We start from the raw sequence: 18,072 nt of genomic DNA, 5'->3' as shown, positions 1-18,072 counted from the left end.
AGCGGACGCCTTGCGGCCGCACCCAGATCCATTGCCACCTGACTCGCTCAGCCCCGCTTCGCCGGGCCTCGCTTCGACTACTTCGCGACGATCACGCCTTGCGCCTGCTGGTGGAAATCGTCGAAAAACTTGTACTCACCAGGCGACAACGGTGCGATCACCACGAACGATTCCGCGCCCGGCGCGAGCACCTTCTCTTTGCGCAACTGGACGCTTTCGAACTCGGCAGCGCCCTTACCCGAATTGCGCACTTCGATCTTGATGCGCTGGCCGGCCGGCACCTCGATACGCGCCGGATTGAGCTTGCCGTCCGTCATTTCCAGCTTGAAGGTCGGCAGGTCGGCGGCATGCGCAGCGCCGACCAGCAAGCCCGTCATGGCGAGGATGGCGATCTTTCGATTGATTCTCATTGGTCCTTCCGGAAGGCGCGGTGCGTCGCGCGGTGAATCATTTAGTACCCACCCTTCTTGCCGATGCCTGCGTACGTGAAGTCGTACTCGAGCGTGAACGGCTTGAACCACGGACCCACGCCGGTTTCCTTGTCGACGTGACGGCCGAAAGCCATGTGACCGGTTTGCATCGGCGGCGCGATGAAGAGCTTCAGGTGGTATTTGCCGGGGCCTTGCAGCTTGACGTTGTCGCCGTAGTGCGGGCCGTCGCTCGCCACCATTGCCATCAGGTCGCCCTTCTGCGTCTGGGACGAGCCAGCCTTCGACAACTCGTAGCCCACTTGCAGATAAGGCATCCAGTCGCCTTCGGCAAAACCGGTCGGGTTGTTCTTGACGGCGTGGATATCGGCCTCGAGGTGGACGTCCGAATCGGATGCCTTGCGCATCATGCCTTCCGGTTCCATCGTGATCGGCTGCAGGTAGACGGCGCCGATTTCCATGCCGCCCTGGATCTGTTGCTTGCCGATCGGATATTCGGCGGCCGTTGCCGAGATGGCTGCCATCGCAGCGACGGCAGCCATGCCGCCGCACAGGAATGAAGAAACCCGCATTGAAACTCCTTGTTTTTAGACTGAGACGACGAAAGCCGGGCTGAAAGCGGCGCACCGCGTTCCATGCAATTTCATTTCATGAAATTACTAATGTTAATGCGAACGATTCTCAATATTGAGCGGAGTTTATCATTCTTTGAGGTTGAGAACAAACTGGGATGGCGCGAAGTCCTTGCAGGACAAGAGCTGACAGGAAGCGTGGGCGGGAAATTTCTCCGACAAGGCCGCGAGACGAAGCCTTACGGAATGGCTTCGACCGGAGTCGGAACGGGGTAGGAAGGATGAAGGCAGGCGCGCTGCTGTGTCATGCGCACCTGGGTCAAACGCCGCAGGGCCAAGCCGCTGGACCGAACAAACGGTCCAGCGCGATACGTCGATCAGTTCGTACCGGTCAGATGGTCGCCGACATTGGCGCCGAATACCCGTTGACGCAACAGCGCCAGTTCGTCGCGCGTCTGAGCCGCCTTCTCGAATTCGAGGTTCCTGGCGTGCTCCATCATCTGCTTCTCGAGCCGCTTCAGTTCCTTCGACAACTGCTTCTCGGACATGTCCTCGAACTTGGCGCGCTGTTGCTGCTCCTTCAGTTCGGCACGGGCTTCATCGACGTTGTAGACGCCGTCGATAATGTCCTTGATGCGTTTGACCACGCCACGCGGCGTGATGCCCATCTTCTCGTTGAAGGCGATCTGCTTGGTACGGCGCCGCTCGGTTTCGTCGATGGCCCGGCGCATCGAATCGGTGATGCGGTCCGCGTACAGGATCGCCCGGCCGTTGACGTTCCGCGCGGCCCGGCCGATGGTCTGGATCAGCGAGCGCTCGGCGCGCAGGAAGCCCTCCTTGTCCGCATCGAGAATCGCCACCAGCGACACTTCCGGAATGTCGAGGCCCTCGCGCAACAGGTTGATCCCCACCAGCACGTCGAACGTGCCGAGGCGCAGATCGCGGATGATTTCGACCCGCTCGACCGTATCGATGTCACTGTGCAGATAGCGCACCTTGACGCCGTGATCGGCAAGAAACTCGGTCAACTGCTCGGCCATGCGCTTGGTGAGCACCGTCACCAGAACACGGTCGCCCGCCTTGACGCGCTCGTTGATCTCCGAGAGCACGTCGTCGACCTGGGTGCGCGCCGGACGCACTTCGATTTCGGGGTCGACGAGGCCGGTCGGCCGCACCAGTTGTTCGGCCACCTGCCCGGCCGTCTTTTGCTCATAATCGGCGGGAGTGGCGGAGACGAACACCACCTGGCGCATCTTGCGCTCGAACTCGTTGAACTTGAGCGGCCGGTTATCCAGCGCCGAAGGCAGCCGGAAACCGTAGTTGACGAGGTTTTCCTTGCGCGCCCGGTCGCCGTTGTACATGCCGTTCAACTGGCCGATCAGCACGTGCGATTCGTCGAGCAGCATCAGCGCGTCGCCCGGCAGGTAGTCGACCAGCGTCGGCGGCGGCTCGCCCGGCGCCGCGCCTGAAAAGTGCCGCGAATAGTTTTCGATGCCCTTGCAGAAGCCCAGCTCCTGCAGCATTTCCAGATCGAAACGGGTGCGCTGCTCGAGGCGCTGCGCCTCCACCAGCTTGCCTTCGCCGTAGAAAAACTCCAGCCGCTCGCGCAATTCGCTCTTGATCGTTTCCACGGCGCGCATGACGGTTTCGCGCGGCGTGACATAGTGCGACGACGGGTAGACGGTGAAGCGCGGAATCTTCTGACGCACGCGGCCCGTCAGCGGGTCGAACAGTTGCAGCGTGTCGATTTCGTCGTCGAACAGTTCGACCCGCACGGCCATTTCCGCGTGCTCCGCCGGGAAGATGTCGATCGTGTCGCCGCGCACGCGGAACGCGCCGCGCTGGAACTCGGTTTCATTGCGGTTGTACTGCATCGCGATCAGCCGCGCGATGATGTCGCGCTGACCGATCTTGTCGCCGGTGCGCAGCGTCAGAATCATCTGATGATATTCGGACGGGTTACCGATACCGTAGATCGCCGACACCGTCGCCACGATCACTACATCGCGCCGCTCCATCAGGCTCTTGGTGGCCGACAGCCGCATCTGCTCGATATGCTCGTTGATCGACGAGTCTTTCTCGATGAACAGGTCGCGCTGCGGCACATACGCTTCCGGCTGATAGTAGTCATAGTACGAGACGAAGTACTCGACCGCGTTGCGCGGAAAAAACTCGCGAAACTCCGAGTAAAGCTGGGCCGCGAGCGTCTTGTTCGGCGCGAACACAATCGCCGGCCGCCCGAGCCGCGCGATGGTATTGGCCATCGTGAAAGTCTTGCCCGAACCGGTCACGCCGAGCAGGGTCTGGTACGACAGACCGTCCTCGACCCCTTCGACGAGCGTGTCGATCGCAGTAGGCTGGTCGCCGGCGGGCGGGTACGGCTGGTAGAGCTGGAACGGCGAGCCTTCGAACGTCACGAATTTCGACTCGTCGAGAGCGTCGTTGACTTCAGTCAGATGATGTTCGGACATGTGTGCGGCACCAAGGCCAGGGCAAAGGACTATTCTAGCGGTTTGCGCGAGCGGGGGCTGAGCGCATGACTGGCGGGTAACAGACGCCGCAAGCCAGACGCCGCAAGCGCGTCAAATCTGGCGCCAAAGCGCTGTTTTTCAAGCAAATAGACCACTTCCGTGGACAGGATGGGCCAAAAAACCCGCCAGGATTCGCTACAATGGCATGCTGCGCTCGCTGCTGACGCCCCGGCTTCGGCCTGTCCGAACCGTCCTGTCTGCCTGTGCCCTGCCTGCGTCACCGCAAAGCCCGCACATGCATTCACTTCCGGGGCATAGCCACGCCTGAAGCCGTCCCTCTTTTCACTACTGCCGAACCATCATGTCTCTGTTCTCCGCCGTCGAACTTGCTCCCCGCGACCCGATCCTGGGCCTGAACGAAGCTTTCAACGCAGATGCGCGCACCACCAAGGTCAACCTAGGCGTGGGCGTGTACTTCAATGAAGAAGGCAAGATTCCGCTGCTGCGCGCCGTGCGCGATGCGGAAAAGGCACGTGTCGAAGCGGCGCTGCCGCGCGGCTACCTGCCGATCGAAGGCATTGCCGCCTATGATGCCGCGGTGCAAAAGCTGCTTCTCGGCAACGACTCGCCGCTGATCGCCGCGGGCCGCGTGGTCACCGCGCAGGCACTGGGCGGCACGGGTGCGCTGAAGATCGGCGCCGACTTCCTGAAGCGCGTGAACCCGGCCGCCAAGGTGGCGATCAGCGACCCGAGCTGGGAAAACCACCGTGCACTGTTCGAAAGCGCGGGCTTCGAAGTCGTCTCGTACCCGTACTACGACGCGCAAACCAACGGCGTGAACTTCGAAGGCATGCTGAGCGCGCTGAACGGCTATGCAGCCGGCACGGTTGTCGTGCTGCACGCGTGCTGCCACAACCCGACCGGCGTCGACCTGACCGCGGCCCAATGGCAGCAGGTCGTCGAAGTGGTCAAGGCGCGTGAACTGGTACCGTTCCTCGACATCGCCTATCAGGGTTTCGGCGACAACATCGAATCGGACGCTGCCGCGGTGCGCCTCTTCGCGCAAGCTGAACTGAACGTGTTCGTCTCGTCGTCGTTCTCGAAGTCGTTCTCGCTGTACGGCGAGCGCATCGGCGCGCTGTCGATCATCACGAGCAGCAAGGAAGAAGCGACCCGCGTGCTGTCGCAACTCAAGCGCGTGATCCGCACGAACTACTCGAACCCGCCCACGCACGGCGGCTCGGTGGTCGCCGCAGTGCTCGGCTCGCCGGACCTGCGCGCCTTGTGGGAGACGGAACTCGGCGAAATGCGCGACCGTATCCGCGCGATGCGCAACGGGCTGGTTGAACGCCTGAAGGCAAGCGGCGTGGACCGCGACTTCAGCTTCGTGAACTCGCAACGCGGCATGTTCTCGTACTCGGGCCTGACGTCGGCGCAAGTGGACCGTCTGCGTGAAGAGTTCGGCATCTACGCCGTGAGCACGGGCCGCATCTGCGTGGCTGCGCTGAACACGCGCAATCTCGACGTTGTCGCCGGCGCGATTGCACACGTTCTGAAGTAATGCCGTGAGGGAATGCGGCGCGGATTAGCGCCGTGCGCTCCCCGCTTTGGCTTTGCTGTAAAAAAAAACGGCGCCCAGATGATGATCTGGGCGCCGCTTTTATCTGGTGCTGAACCACCGCAACGCAAGAACCGCCGCGTCAGCGCTTGTCGCGGTGAATGTCGTGCGTGACGAAACCGGCGTCGTTTTCAGGCATCGCCAGCCAGTCCGGTTGCGCCAGAGAAGCGCGGATGTCCTGCAAGCCGCTTTCCCAGTGTTCCTGCATGGTGGACAGGCCGAACTGGAAGTCCTTGAAATGCCCTTCGTACTCCTTCTGCCGGTAGATCAGATGGACGACGTTGTAGCGCTTCGAACAGGACAGTTCATCGGCGAGTTTGCACCAGGGATCGTCGCGATGTTCCGGCGCAACACGGTCGAGCACCTCGCGCAATACATGCCGGAAACGTTGCGAGCGCTGCAGCATGTCGGTCACGAGACGCGTGCGACTCGAGTACTGGATGTCCTTCATGCGCCCCTGTACATCCGTCAGGTTGTCCGGCACAGGCCCGATAGCGCTCCACAGATCCACCTGAAACGCGAGCGTGTCACGACGCGGCGTGGTCTGTATCACTTCGTAGAGCGGCGTGTTCGACATCAGGCCGCCGTCCCAGTAGTACTCCCCATCGATTTCCGTCGCACCGAAACCCGGCGGCAGCGAGCCCGAGGCAATGAAGTGCTCTGGTCGCAGTTTCATCCGCGTGTTGTCGAAATAGGCGAAGTTACCCGTACCGACATTCACGGCTCCCACCGAAACGCGTGTTTCACCCGAGTTGATCCGGTCGAAATCGCACAGCGTTTCGAGCGTCGTTTTCATGGCCGACGTGTCGTAGTAGCTGGCGTTTTGCGGCGACCCGGAAACGCTCGGCAAGGGCGGCGGAAAGCGCGGCACGAAGAAGCCCTTCTGCCCCTGGACGATTGCCCCGGTGGCCTGCATGGCCGTGAAAGCCTTGCGGATCGTCTCGTTGGAGTTGAACAGCGCCTGCTCGATGAACGGCGGCAATGGCGGCGCGAAAGCGGGTTGACAGATTGTCTCCCAGAATTCGAGCAGCCGGGTCACGCGATGCTCCGGCGCATTGCCGGCAATGATCGCCGTGTTGAGCGCACCGATCGAAATACCGGCGATCCAGTTCGGCTGGATGCCGGCCTCGTCGAGGCCCTGGTATACGCCGGCCTGGTAGGCGCCCAGCGCGCCACCGCCTTGCAGCATCAGCGCGATGGTTTCGTATTGAGGCAATTGGATATGGTGGCCGGCGCGAACGCCAGCCGCTGCTCCGGCGTGCTCGCCATCCCCGTCGCCGAGGATGCCGGCACGCGCCCGCTTGACATTGCGTTGCGCCATAGCCGCCTCCTTATTGCATGAACCAGCCGTGGCTCACAATAAAGGACTGGCCGGTCAAGGCCGCGCTCGGGAAGGTGGAGAGGAACAGCACGGTTTGCGCGACGTCTTCCACCGTGGTGAAGATGCCGTCCACCGTACCGCCAAGCATCACGTTGCGAATCACTTCTTCTTCGCTGATGCCCAGTTCTTTGGCCTGCTCAGGAATCTGCTTGTCGACCAGCGGCGTACGCACGAAGCCCGGGCAGACGACATGCGAGCGCACGTTGTGCTTCGCGCCTTCCTTGGCCAGCACGCGCGCCAGACCCAGCAAGGCATGCTTGGCCGCGACATACGCCGACTTCAGCGGTGAAGCTTCATGCGAGTGGACCGAACCCATGTAGATCACAATACCGCCGCGATCATCCTTGTACATGTGCTTCAAGGCCGCCTTGGTAGTGAGGAACGCACCGTCGACGTGAATCGCCTGCATTTTTTTCCAATCGGAAAACGCGTAGTTCTCGATAGGATTGACGATCTGGATGCCGGCGTTCGAAATCAGGATGTCGACCGAGCCGAATTCAGCGGCCACCTTGTCGATACCCTGGTTGACGGCTTCTTCGTTGGTGACGTCCATGGCGACGCCGATGGCCTTGCCGCCGGCCTGTTTGATCTCTTCAGCAACGGCGTTCGCGCCGTCCTGATTCAAGTCGGCGATCGCAATCGCAGCGCCCGCGGCCGACAATGTCAGCGCGATCTGCTTGCCGATCCCGCTCGCCGCGCCCGTGACGACCGCGACCTTGCCATTCAGATTCGTGTTCAGTGACGACATCCAGAGCCTCCATACAGTTGATGAGCAATGACACCACGACACGCAGGCGGCGTGAAGCTGACCGGACGGCATAGGCCGTTCAGACGATGCTGCACTGCGGCCAACTTTGCTATTGTGCATGAACCCTGGGAAAGGCATCGGGAAATCACGCACAAATCCATATCTCTTTAAACTGTCCGGGTTGCGCCTGATTCCGCGCCCCGGTTTGCTCCCCATTCGGCGCCCGATTCCGCTGCTCGGATTGGATGCCCGTTGCATCACCCCTTAAGGAGAAGTGCATGAACTATCGACGACTCGGCCGCTCCGGCCTGCAGGTCAGTGAACTGTCCATCGGTTCCTGGGTGACCTACGGCAATCAGGTGGACACGCACGCGGCGCGCGAATCGCTGGCGGCCGCACGCGACGCCGGGGTTAATTTCTTCGACAACGCCGAGGCCTACGCCGGCGGCAAGTCCGAACAGATCATGGGGCAGGCGCTGAAAGAACTGGCGTGGCCGCGCATTAGCTACGTGGTGTCGACCAAGTTCTTCTGGGGCCTGCAGGAGGCGCCCAACCAGTATCACACGCTGAACCGCAAGTATCTGTTGAACGCGATCGACGCGTCGCTGGAGCGTCTGCAACTCGACTATGTGGATCTCGCGTTCTGCCACCGGCCCGACCCGAACACGCCGGTCGAAGAAACGGTCTGGGCGATGAGCGACATGATTACACGGGGCAAGGCGCTCTACTGGGGCACCTCCGAATGGAGCGCGGACGAGATCCGGACGGCTTATGACATCGCGGAACGGCATCATCTTCACAAGCCTGTCATGGAACAGCCGCAGTACAACCTGTTCCACCGCAAGCGCGTGGAGCAGGAATACCACCGGCTCTACGAGGACATCGGCCTTGGGCTGACAACGTGGAGCCCGCTCGCCTCGGGGTTGCTCACCGGCAAGTACCGCGACGGCGTGCCGGCCGACAGCCGCGCCCAATTGCAAGGCTACGACTGGCTGCGCAAGCAGGTCACGGATGCCGGCAAGAACAGCGTGGTCGGCAAGCTCGGCAGCTTCGCGGACGAGCTCGGTTGCACGGTTGGCCAGCTTGCGATTGCCTGGATTCTGAAGAACCCGCATGTCAGCACGGTGATCACCGGCGCGTCGCGGGTCGAGCAGATCGCCGAGAACATGAAGGCGCAGGAGGTCGCGGCGAAAATCACGCCGGAGATCAAGCTGAAGATCGAAGAGATCGTCGGCGACGCGTACGACTGAGCGTTGCGGCCGCGCGAGCGGCACACCTTTTGCGGCGTCCGGGGGCGAGCGGTTCGGGCTGCGAAGCGGGCTCGCGTACAATACGCGACCGCATTGCACGTGCCCATCCGGTCGCAACGCGGCGCCTCGCTGCTTCAGGCCCCCGACCGCGGAGCCTGAAGCGCGGCCCAATCGACCGGCGCGCCCTCTTTCGAGTCTCACCTCATCATGCTTAGTTACCGCCACGCCTTCCATGCAGGCAATCATGCCGACGTCCTCAAGCACGCCGTCGTCGTGCAGTTGTTGCGCTACCTCGCCCAGAAAGACAAGGCGTACTGGTACATCGACACGCACGCAGGGGCCGGCGTCTACTCGTTGAAGGAAGGCTACGCCACCAAAACGGGCGAATTCGAGACAGGTATCGCCAAGCTATGGGGTCGTACCGACCTGCCCCCGATGCTGGCTGACTATGTGGATGAAGTCGCGGCGCTGAACGCCGACGGCAACCTGCGCTTCTACCCCGGTTCGCCGTATCTTGCGTGGCGGCTGATGCGCGAACAGGACCGCATGCGCCTGTTCGAACTGCACACCACCGAGATCGACGTGCTGCAGCACAATTTCCGCGATGCCGGCCGGCGCGCCATGCTGTACGCCGGAGATGGCTTCGACGGCGTGAAGGCTTTGTTGCCGCCGCCGCCGCGCCGCGCGCTGGTGCTGATCGACCCGTCATTCGAGGACAAGCGCGACTACACCCGCACACTGAATTGCGTCGAGGAAAGTCTCAAGCGATTTGCGACCGGCACCTATGCGATCTGGTACCCGCAAGTCACGCGCCCGGAATCGCAGCGCTTTCCAGATCAGTTGAAGCGTCTGCAGGAGCGCAACTGGCTGCACGTCACGCTGACCGTCAGCAATCCTCCCTCAGATGGGTTTGGGCTGTTCGGCAGCGGCATGTTCATCCTGAACCCACCGTACACCCTGGCTAAAACACTGAAAGACACCATGCCGTGGCTGGTGCAGACGCTCGGACAGGACAAAGCCGCGCAATTCAAGCTGGAACACCGCGGCGACTGAACCAGGCCGGTTCAGACTCTACTGCGCCGACGGCGCCGAACGAGGCTGCGGGTTCGAATGCTGCGCCGACGCTCCACTTCCTCCGTTCCCGCTGCCTCCTGCCGGCAACTGGATATAGGGCGCGACGATCAGCGGCCCGGACGAGTTCGGCGTTAGTTCGGTCGGCGTCGCTATCGGCTGGGCCTGCACGATCCGCTCGTGTGAAAGCGGCGCAGTCTGCAGCACCGTGCCGCTCTTGCCGTCGCTGATACCGTGCTGCGTATCGAGTATCAACGGCTGCCCGCCGCTCGACGAGGCAGCAAATGCCACGGGTGAGGCTAGCGCCAGCAGCGAAACCGCGGCGCACAGCGCGGGGACAACGGCGCCCTGCAAGGCGCGAATCAATCGGACAGGAGCCATGAGCGGACCGGGTTGGTTGCGGGAATGCCGGATTGTGCAGAAAACGCTTTACCTTACCGCGGTGGCAACGTTCAAGCTAGTCGAGATTGAACGGCACGCGGAGGTCGGCCAGTGGTCGGCCTTAATGAGCGGCCTTAATGTGCAGACTTGGTGAGCGGATGGTGAGCCGCGAACGAAATGCAAACGCCGAAACACAGACGCCAGATGTGACAAAGCCCCGTCGATACGGGGCCTTACGCTCTACTACTGCGGCTACGCGCCTCGAAGAAAATCCCCTTGCGGGATGAGGGACGAGCGGCGCTGCCGGTCAGACAGACTTCAGACTGCTTTACAGCGAGTAGCCGTTCGTTTCGAGCGAGCGGATGCGCTGTTCGAGCTGGACGATGTCCGACGACGACGCGAGATAAGCCTCACGGCGGCTACGTTCAGCGGTTTCAAACCAGGTGCTCAGCTTTTCAAGAAGGTATGCAAACATGATGTTCTCCAAGGATCAGATATGAATCCCCGGTGGATTGGGCATCAGGGATTTCCCTTATGAAGGGTTAACCCGGATTATAGGCTTCTGGTGCAACCTGGCTAGTGAAATGCCCGAATGGCGTGCATTCCGTTTTGGAATGGTGCATCCTGAATTTCAAGGCAAGTAATTGATTTACATGGAGTTAACAGAGCATCGGTTCGATTTTTACGGAATCGCACCATGGAAACGCACCAATATCGTGCAATTGTGTGGGGTGGTTGCAACGAATCATCGCCGCGGTTGCACCTTTCATCATTCGACGCTCATTCGTCACTCATTTACCGGTCCGCAAGCATGACTAACAGCCATCTCAGAAGCCGCAAGACCTTCGATGATCGGACAATCGGGCCGCTCGTCGCCGTGACAGTGGTCAGCGAGGTGCGAAAGCGTATCGCGCATCTCCGTCAGCTCGGCGATGCGGCGCTCGAGATCCGCGACGTGTTCGAGCGCAATCGCCTTCACTTCGGCGCTCGCGCGCGAGCGGTCCTGCCACAAGGCCAGCAGACGGCGGATATCCTCGACGAGAAAGCCCAGACGCCGCGCCTGACGAATAAAGCGCAAAGAATGCACTTCCTGAGTGCCGTACACGCGATACCCCGCCGTTGTACGGGATTTCGCCGCCAGCAAGCCGACACTTTCGTAATAGCGAATCATTTTCGCCGTGACGCCCGAGGCGCGGGCCGCTTCACCGATGTTCATGACTGTTTCCCCTGTCGGCCAGAGTTAGTGCTTCAGCACTTACTCTGGCCCCATGCGTTACGCGGTCGACCAGAGTTAGCGCTTTAGCGCACTACTCTGGTCCCATGCAAAGCTGTGTCTACCGATCCTACACCTTCCCACAATGGGAAGGTCAGCCACTCAGGTGTGTCCCGGCGGGCATAATTCAACCGTTTCACCCTTCACGTTTCTCGAGGCAAAGCAGATGACGATCGAATTTCAGGTAGAAGGCATGAGCTGCCAGCATTGTGTGGCCGCAGTGACCAACGCAATTCGCGAACAGGACGGCGCCGCGCAAGTCAAGGTCGATCTCGCGACCGGCCGTGTGGCAGTCGAATCCGCACAGCCGGCCGATGCGCTCAAGGCAGCCATTGACGAGGCAGGCTATACGGTCGTCGAGACTCACTGAGGCGAGCTCGCATGTTCAAGGTTGCAGTGATCGGCGCGTCCGGCTTGCTGGGCCGCGCCCTCGTCGACGAGCTGGCGCAGCAGGCGGACTGGCAAGTCGTTTCGACCGGGTTCCGCCGCGTCGGCCCGCGCAACGTCCTGCTCGACATTCGCGATGCAGAGGCGGTCAAACAGTTTGTCGAGCGCGAGGCGCCCGATGCGATCGTCATTGCGGCGGCCGAACGCCGTCCGGATGTCTGCGAACACGATCCGGCGCTGGCCCGCGCACTGAACGTCGACGCCGTGCGCAGCGTGGCCGAGGCAGCCAGACAACGCGGTGCGTGGGTGCTGTCGATCTCCACCGACTATGTGTTCGACGGCGCGCACCCGCCCTACCGCTTTGACGCCCAGCCGTCGCCGCTCAACGCCTATGGCCACAGCAAGCTCGACGGTGAGCGGGCGCTCGCTGAGACGACCGATTTCGGTTGTGTCCTGCGTTTGCCGTTGCTATATGGGCCGATCGTCGACTGGACGGAATCGGCCGTGACCAGTCTGGTGCCGGCCGTTGCGGCATCGGCGGGGGCGTCGCCAGAGGCAAAGGCGGCTCTGATGGACGCGTGGGCGATCCGTTACCCGACGTTTACACCCGACGTGGCGTTCGTGATCCGTCAGATGCTCGAACAGCATGCGAATGGCGACGCGATTCGCGGCATCGTGCAATGGTCGGGGGATGAGCCGATGACGAAGTACGAGATTGCAATCCGCCTTGCCGAGGCGCTGCAACTCGAGGCCCGGCTCACGCCACAGCACACGCCGACGGATGCGACCCCACGCCCACATAACTGCCATCTTGATTCGAGTCGTCTCGAAGCGCTCGGCATCGGCCGTCGCACGCCGTTCGATACGGCGATCCGACAAGTACTGGAGAAGTTTCCCTGGCGAGGCAATGACGGCAGCCAGACGGCATAGGTCGAAATTGCGGCTCGCCGTGGCGAGCCGCGACAGGCAGCATGGCCCGTTGAGACAGCGCGGCCTTCCCGCCCAAATCGGCTTTTCCGCGCAGCCTGAATCCGGCGAAACAGGTTTTCAGCGAAAATCCCTGCTCGTGAACTGCAGCCCACCCAGCAGATGCGACATATCAACCAGATGTTGCGCAACAAGATGCTGCACCTCCCCTTCACGCTGCCAAACGCCGTACACCGCGAGCAGCGCCGCCCCCAATACCTCCTTGCGCTGCCTCTCCAGCAAAGCCGGCCATACGATTACATTGACATTGCCGGTCTCGTCTTCGAGCGTCATGAAGATGACCCCTTTCGCCGTACCCGGCCGCTGCCGCATCCTGACAATGCCGCAGCCGCGCGCCAGTCTTCCATCAGGATAACTATGTAGCGTCGCTGCCGGTACCAGCCGATTGGCCAACAGTTGAGGCCGCAGCAGTTCGAGCGGATGACGGCCGAGCGTCAACCCCACGGACCGGTAGTCCGCGACGATCTCGCTCGCTTCCGAAGGCTTGCCCAGTTCGGGAGTATCGTCTTGCACTGCGGCACCGGCCAGCAAGTCCTTATCGGGTACAGCGGCCACCGAATGCCACAATGCTTCTCTACGATTGCCCGCCAGCACTATCAGCGCGTTCGCCTCAGCCAACACCTGCAGATCGTGCCGGGAGAGCTGGGCACGACGCGCCAGATCGTACACGCTCCTGAACGGCCGCAGCGCGCGTGAATGCTCGATGCGCTCGGCGGCACCATCGCTCATGCCGCGCAGCATCGACAGCCCAAGACGCACGGCGGGGCGCTCTGCCCCTTCGATCGGTTCGAGCGTCGAGTCCCAGCCGCTGATGGTCACATCGACCGGCAATACCTTGACGCCATGCCGCTGCGCATCCTGTACGAGTTGCGACGGCGAGTAGAAACCCATCGGCTGGCTGTTGAGCATAGCCGCAAGAAATGCCTCATGTTCATGGCACTTCAACCAGCTGCTGGTGTAGACGAGCAAGGCGAAACTCGCCGCATGGCTTTCCGGAAAACCATATTCGCCAAAACCCTTGATCTGCTCGAAGATCGCTTCAGCAAAGCTTCGCTCGTAGCCCCGTTCCTGCATCCCGTTGATGATGCGATCGTAGTACTTCTCCAGGCCGCCCTTGCGCTTCCATGCAGCCATCGCACGACGCAGCTCATCGGCTTCGCCTGGCGTGAAGCCGGCCGCGATCATCGCCACCTGCATCACCTGCTCCTGGAAGATCGGCACGCCCTTCGTGCGCTCCAAGGCTTCCCGCAGTTTGTCGCTCGGATAAATTTCTGGCTCCAATCCCTGGCGCCGACGCAGGTAAGGATGCACCGCTCCGCCCTGAATCGGCCCAGGACGCACAATGGCCACCTCGATGACGAGATCGTAGTACGTGCGCGGGCGCAAACGCGGCAGCATGCTCATCTGCGCCCGCGATTCAATCTGGAACACCCCGATGGTGTCGGCGCGGCAAATCATGTCGTACGTCTCTTCGTCACCATCGGCTATGTCTTGCATCTCGAGGCGCTCGCCGCGCCGCGCCGATACGAGATCGAGCGTGCGACGGATTGCCGACAGCATGCCGAGTGCAAGCACATCGACCTTGAGAAGTTTGAGCGATTCAAGATCGTCCTTGTCCCATTCGATCACCCGGCGATCCGCCATTGCCGCGTTCTCGACCGGCACGAGACGTGTCAGCTTGCCGCGGCTGATCACAAAGCCGCCGGAATGCTGCGACAGATGGCGCGGAAAGTTGAGCAATTGCGACGCGAGTCTCGCCCAGGCCTGAATCAACGGTTTCTCCGGATCGAGACCCGTCTCTTCAAAGTGCTTCAGCAGATCGTGACTATTGTCGAACCAGTGATGAGACTTTGCGACCGCATCGACGATCTGCGGATCGATACCCAGCGCCTTGCCTGTCTCACGCAACGCGCCACGCGGCCGGTATGTCGACACCGCCGCCGCAATCGCCGCGCGATCACGCCCATACTTGCGATAGATGTACTGGATCACCTCTTCGCGCCGCTGATGCTCGAAGTCGACGTCGATATCCGGCGGTTCCCCGCGCTCTTTCGAAATAAAGCGCTCGAACAACATGTTGCTGCGCGCCGGATCCACCTCGGTGATGCCCAAGCAATAACACACGAGGGAGCTGGCCGCCGAGCCCCGCCCCTGGCACAGAATGCGCTGGCTGCGCGCGTAGCGCACGATGTCATAGACCGTCAGAAAATACGGCTCGTACTGCAGGTCCGCGATGAGTGCCAGTTCGTGTTCGATCTGTTGCTGAAACTTATCCGGGATGCCGTCAGGAAAGCGCTGCTTCGCTCCGGCATAGGTCTCCTGACGAAGGTACGCGGTGGGCGTGAAGCCTTCGGGCACGAGCTCATCGGGATATTCGTAGTGCAACTCATCGAGCGAGAACTTGCATCTGCCGAGTACGTCGAGCGTTTCGCGCAGGGTGTGCTCGGGATAGAGATTCGCAATGCGCAACCGCGAGCGCAAATGCTGCTCGGCATTCGGCGCGAGATCGTAGCCGCACTCATGAACCGGCTTGCCGACGCGAATTGCCGTCATCGTGTCCTGCAACGGCTTGCGCGAGCGCACATGCATCACAACGTTGCCGAGTGCGACGACCGGCACATTCTGACGATCCGCAACGTACTCGATCGCACCGCGATGAATATCGTCCATCGCTCGCTGATGCAGCACGAGACCCACCCACGCGCGCTCAGGAAAAGTCTTGTCGAGCCATTCAATTTGCGCTTCGAGCGCCTCTTCTTTGGCGGGAAACGCCGGCACCAGAATCGCGAGACAGTCGGGCATGCCGCGCAAATGCGCGTTGTCGCGCTCGGGCCGTGACAGATCGTGCGGCGTCAGCCGGTATTCGCCCTTTGGCGCGCGGGTCCGCGCAAGCGTAATCAGCTCCGACAGATTGCCGTAGCCCTCACGGTTCTGCGCGAGCAGAATCAGTCCGAACGCGGGCGAGCCGTCGGCATTGCGCAAGTGAAAATAAGAGCCGATGACTAGCGGCAAGCCTGTTTCTTTAGCCGCGACGTGCGCACGCACGACGCCCGCAAGCGAGCATTCATCGGTGACAGCGAGTCCCGCGTAACCCAGTTGCACTGCGCGCTTGACGAGTTCATCCGCATGCGACGCGCCGTGCAGGAACGTGAAGTTGGAGAAGCAGAACAGCTCGGCATACGCCGGCAGCGCAGTGAAGGTCGAGTCCATTGCGCCTCATCCGAACAAACCGTGAAGAAACCAGCGCGGCGCCTCTTCGGCATTGCGGCTGCTGATGCGCTCGCGGTAAATCCAGTAGCAACTGCGATCATCGGCTTGCGCGACGAAGTAATCGCGCGTGACGAGTTCGCCGTCGAACCAGCCGGCTTCGATACGCTCGGCCGGCGACACCATGCGCAGCGGCGAACCATAGAAGGGACGATGCTGACGCATCAGCAAACGCAAGGGCGTGGCCAGCATCCACGTCGGCCGCGGCAGGCTATCGGGCAGCGCGATGTTCTTCGCCGCCTGGCTAACCGGCACCCAGCGATTCGCGACCTCCGGCCGGTAATCCGCTGTCGGTGCGGGTCGCAGCACGTTCTCGTCGCCAAGACGCGCGATCAGCAATTCGATCAGGCGTGCGTGCTCTTCCGGCGAGCCACCGGGTTCGGGAAACAGGCTGTCCGAATCCGGCGCGGCCGGCTCGACCTTCGATGCGTCGAGTCGCAACGCAATAGCGGGCGCAACGAGTTCCACGCGATGCAACCGCTCCTTCAAGAGCCGCAGCAGATGGTCTTCGCGCCATGTCGGTTCACCGAGTGCGATTTCGATTAGCGTCGGCGGCAACGCCTGCCTGCCGCGTTCGTGCTCGATGGACAACGTGACCGCGCTGAGCGCCAGTTGCCTGGCGCTCAGCCAGCCGCACAACTGCACGATCAGCCGATGCGCGGCAAACACCGCGCCGTCCGCATGTTCGAGCCGGTCGGGCAATTCGATGCGTGCGGAAAACGTGGGCAGCAACTCAAGCCAGTCGAACAACTCCGGTGCCGTGCCGAAGGCGCGATCCAGCGAATCCAGCAGATGTTCGCCGCAGCGGCGCTGCAAACCCGCGCGCGGCAGGCGACGCACGTCGGCAATCGTCTCGCAGCCCAGGCCGGCAAACCAGTCAGTGAACGGGTGGATCTCCGGCACCGCGAACATCGGTAGCGGTAACAACACGCGCTCGAGCGAGGCGAGCTGCAAGACTCTGCGCACACCTCGTCCCCGCCCGTATTGCGCTAGCAGCCATGCGCCCTGCCCGGTTGGCGCAACACTGATGCGCGCAGTCACCCCGAAGGTGTCGAGTATCGCCTTGGCCTGCCGGCACAGCGACAGCAGACCATCGAAAAGCCGCAGACTCGCGCCGACTTCGACGATGACCGTTGCCTCATCGAGCAGTGCGACATCAGGCGAAAATTTCATCAACGCCACACCGACTTCTCGTTGCGCAGCCGCTTCACGGGCAACGTCGCGCTCGTATATCACGGTTTCCGGCGATAGCGTCACGACACCGCCGCGCTTCATGCCCAGCAACACACCCGCCTCACGTGCCGCGCGGTCTGCGATCACCACCCTGTCTTTCTCGAGCACGGCACTGCCGTGCGCCGGCTCAGACAACCACCTCGGCCGGAAGACTTCGAGGGACAACTTCGGCAAGTGGACGGCGAGAAAGACGCGCATGACGGGAAAGCAAAACTGGAGTGGGTTGGAGTGAAATCGACAAAGGCTCCGCGCGTGTTGGACCTCGTCGTTTCACGATATCGACCATCAGGCCTTCCGCGGCCGGTCGTAAAGCCAACCGTAGTATGGCCGGTGACGAATCCTGAATGACCGTGAGCGGTCGGACCATGATGAACAGCGTCTCGGAGGACTGCGCAGCCAGATGCAGACGCCGTAACGATGACGACCGCGCGTGCTGTGCCCACAAAATCAACGCCCCACAACTGCCGGCACGCAGGATCTGCTCGGCCGACCACAGGGCGTCAGCGATTTTGGAAGGCGTGATTTGCAGCAAGCGATTGAGCGACAGGCCGATATACCCCAGTCCCAGCCCATCTGGAATATGTGGTGGCTGGACCAGCGCAATGGGCCGCTCACCAAGTGAGCTAAGCGCGGGCCGCAACAGCCGCATTTCTCCAACGCCAGCCTGCTGAACCAGCAAATCGATCAGCACGCCAACTGGCCAGCCGCCGCCGGGCAACTCCGTTGACAGTGCCGGATAGCCTGTATCCACCGTACCCCCACGCCCGCGTGAAAGCTGAGAGGCTCGCCAGAGCGATGGATGAATCTCTTCGGCACCGATAGCGATGGCTGACATTGGGTGTGGGATAAACCTGTATATATATACAGTATCCTACACGTAAATTCCTAGGTGCGAACTGACACTTTTAGAGTGTGATGGTCGGTGTCGAGTGTCGATATGCTGTGTTTTTATACAGTTTTTTAAAGGGGATTGGGAGGAGGTTGAGAATTGAAGCTTAGGGGACT

The 18,072-nt window shown here is 61.6% G+C and carries 16 protein-coding genes; 5 read left to right on the top strand and 11 right to left on the bottom strand.

Features of this window, described 5'->3' with window-relative positions; genetic code table 11:
- Window positions 1-77: 77 nt before the first annotated feature.
- From AC1ECK_RS35515 to uvrB, 3 genes are all read right to left on the bottom strand, one after another.
- Window positions 78-410: a cupredoxin domain-containing protein gene (locus AC1ECK_RS35515; protein WP_480327777.1), complete on the bottom strand. Its 333-nt coding sequence runs from the start codon at window positions 408-410 to the stop codon at window positions 78-80.
- 41 nt (window positions 411-451) lie between these two features.
- On the bottom strand, window positions 452-1,000 hold the full coding sequence (locus AC1ECK_RS35510; RefSeq protein WP_480327775.1) for an iron transporter: 549 nt from the start codon (window positions 998-1,000) through the stop codon (window positions 452-454).
- 377 nt (window positions 1,001-1,377) lie between these two features.
- Complete coding sequence (uvrB, locus tag AC1ECK_RS35505; RefSeq protein ID WP_480327773.1) at window positions 1,378-3,471, bottom strand: excinuclease ABC subunit UvrB; 2,094 nt, start codon at window positions 3,469-3,471, stop codon at window positions 1,378-1,380.
- Window positions 3,472-3,832: 361 nt separating this feature from the next.
- Between uvrB and AC1ECK_RS35500 the strand changes: the two genes are divergently transcribed.
- Window positions 3,833-5,032, top strand: a complete 1,200-nt coding sequence (locus AC1ECK_RS35500; protein ID WP_480327771.1) for an amino acid aminotransferase — start codon at window positions 3,833-3,835, stop codon at window positions 5,030-5,032.
- Window positions 5,033-5,171: 139 nt separating this feature from the next.
- On the opposite strand, the gene AC1ECK_RS35495 is transcribed toward AC1ECK_RS35500, so the two are convergent.
- Window positions 5,172-6,410 (bottom strand): DUF3734 domain-containing protein, encoded by a 1,239-nt coding sequence (locus tag AC1ECK_RS35495; protein ID WP_480327769.1) that lies wholly within the window; start codon window positions 6,408-6,410, stop codon window positions 5,172-5,174.
- A gap of 10 nt (window positions 6,411-6,420) precedes the next feature.
- Window positions 6,421-7,218 carry a 3-hydroxybutyrate dehydrogenase gene (locus tag AC1ECK_RS35490; protein ID WP_137954891.1) on the bottom strand — a complete coding sequence of 266 codons (798 nt, stop codon included), beginning with the start codon at window positions 7,216-7,218 and terminating at the stop codon, window positions 6,421-6,423.
- Window positions 7,219-7,496: 278 nt separating this feature from the next.
- Between AC1ECK_RS35490 and AC1ECK_RS35485 the strand changes: the two genes are divergently transcribed.
- Window positions 7,497-8,468, top strand: a complete 972-nt coding sequence (locus AC1ECK_RS35485; RefSeq protein WP_480327766.1) for a potassium channel beta subunit family protein — start codon at window positions 7,497-7,499, stop codon at window positions 8,466-8,468.
- 207 nt (window positions 8,469-8,675) lie between these two features.
- Entirely contained in the window at window positions 8,676-9,521 is an 846-nt protein-coding gene (locus tag AC1ECK_RS35480; RefSeq protein WP_480327764.1) for a 23S rRNA (adenine(2030)-N(6))-methyltransferase RlmJ, read from the top strand.
- Window positions 9,522-9,539: 18 nt separating this feature from the next.
- On the opposite strand, the gene AC1ECK_RS35475 is transcribed toward AC1ECK_RS35480, so the two are convergent.
- The 3 genes from AC1ECK_RS35475 to cueR all read right to left on the bottom strand — a co-directional run bounded on the left by AC1ECK_RS35475 (window position 9,540) and on the right by cueR (window position 11,136).
- Window positions 9,540-9,920: a hypothetical protein gene (locus AC1ECK_RS35475; protein WP_480327762.1), complete on the bottom strand. Its 381-nt coding sequence runs from the start codon at window positions 9,918-9,920 to the stop codon at window positions 9,540-9,542.
- A 328-nt stretch (window positions 9,921-10,248) separates the two neighbouring features.
- Window positions 10,249-10,395 (bottom strand): DUF3563 family protein, encoded by a 147-nt coding sequence (locus AC1ECK_RS35470; protein ID WP_074265275.1) that lies wholly within the window; start codon window positions 10,393-10,395, stop codon window positions 10,249-10,251.
- A 312-nt stretch (window positions 10,396-10,707) separates the two neighbouring features.
- Window positions 10,708-11,136, bottom strand: a complete 429-nt coding sequence (cueR, locus tag AC1ECK_RS35465; RefSeq protein ID WP_480327760.1) for a Cu(I)-responsive transcriptional regulator — start codon at window positions 11,134-11,136, stop codon at window positions 10,708-10,710.
- A 223-nt stretch (window positions 11,137-11,359) separates the two neighbouring features.
- Here cueR and AC1ECK_RS35460 point away from each other — a divergent pair, with 223 nt between their 5' ends.
- Complete coding sequence (locus tag AC1ECK_RS35460) at window positions 11,360-11,563, top strand: heavy-metal-associated domain-containing protein (protein WP_480327758.1); 204 nt, start codon at window positions 11,360-11,362, stop codon at window positions 11,561-11,563.
- An 11-nt stretch (window positions 11,564-11,574) separates the two neighbouring features.
- Window positions 11,575-12,510, top strand: coding sequence for a dTDP-4-dehydrorhamnose reductase family protein (locus AC1ECK_RS35455; protein ID WP_480327756.1), 936 nt, complete (start codon window positions 11,575-11,577; stop codon window positions 12,508-12,510).
- Between the two features lie 117 nt (window positions 12,511-12,627).
- Here the strand turns inward: AC1ECK_RS35455 and AC1ECK_RS35450 are convergent, their stop codons facing one another.
- The 3 genes from AC1ECK_RS35450 to imuA are packed head-to-tail and all read right to left on the bottom strand — an operon-like array spanning window position 12,628 to window position 17,902.
- The gene (locus AC1ECK_RS35450) at window positions 12,628-15,777 is read right to left on the bottom strand and encodes an error-prone DNA polymerase (protein ID WP_480327755.1); all 3,150 of its coding nucleotides are present in this window, start codon (window positions 15,775-15,777) and stop codon (window positions 12,628-12,630) included.
- Window positions 15,778-15,783: 6 nt separating this feature from the next.
- Window positions 15,784-17,265 (bottom strand): Y-family DNA polymerase, encoded by a 1,482-nt coding sequence (locus tag AC1ECK_RS35445; protein WP_480327754.1) that lies wholly within the window; start codon window positions 17,263-17,265, stop codon window positions 15,784-15,786.
- On the bottom strand, window positions 17,195-17,902 hold the full coding sequence (gene imuA / locus AC1ECK_RS35440) for a translesion DNA synthesis-associated protein ImuA (protein WP_480327752.1): 708 nt from the start codon (window positions 17,900-17,902) through the stop codon (window positions 17,195-17,197). Before imuA ends, AC1ECK_RS35445 begins: the two co-directional genes overlap by 71 nt.
- Window positions 17,903-18,072: the final 170 nt, after the last annotated feature.

The sequence above is a fragment of the Paraburkholderia sp. SSBN10T genome (genome assembly GCF_056619545.1).
Note: the sequence above shows the minus strand (reverse complement) of the source record. Positions and strands in the feature narration are given on the sequence as shown.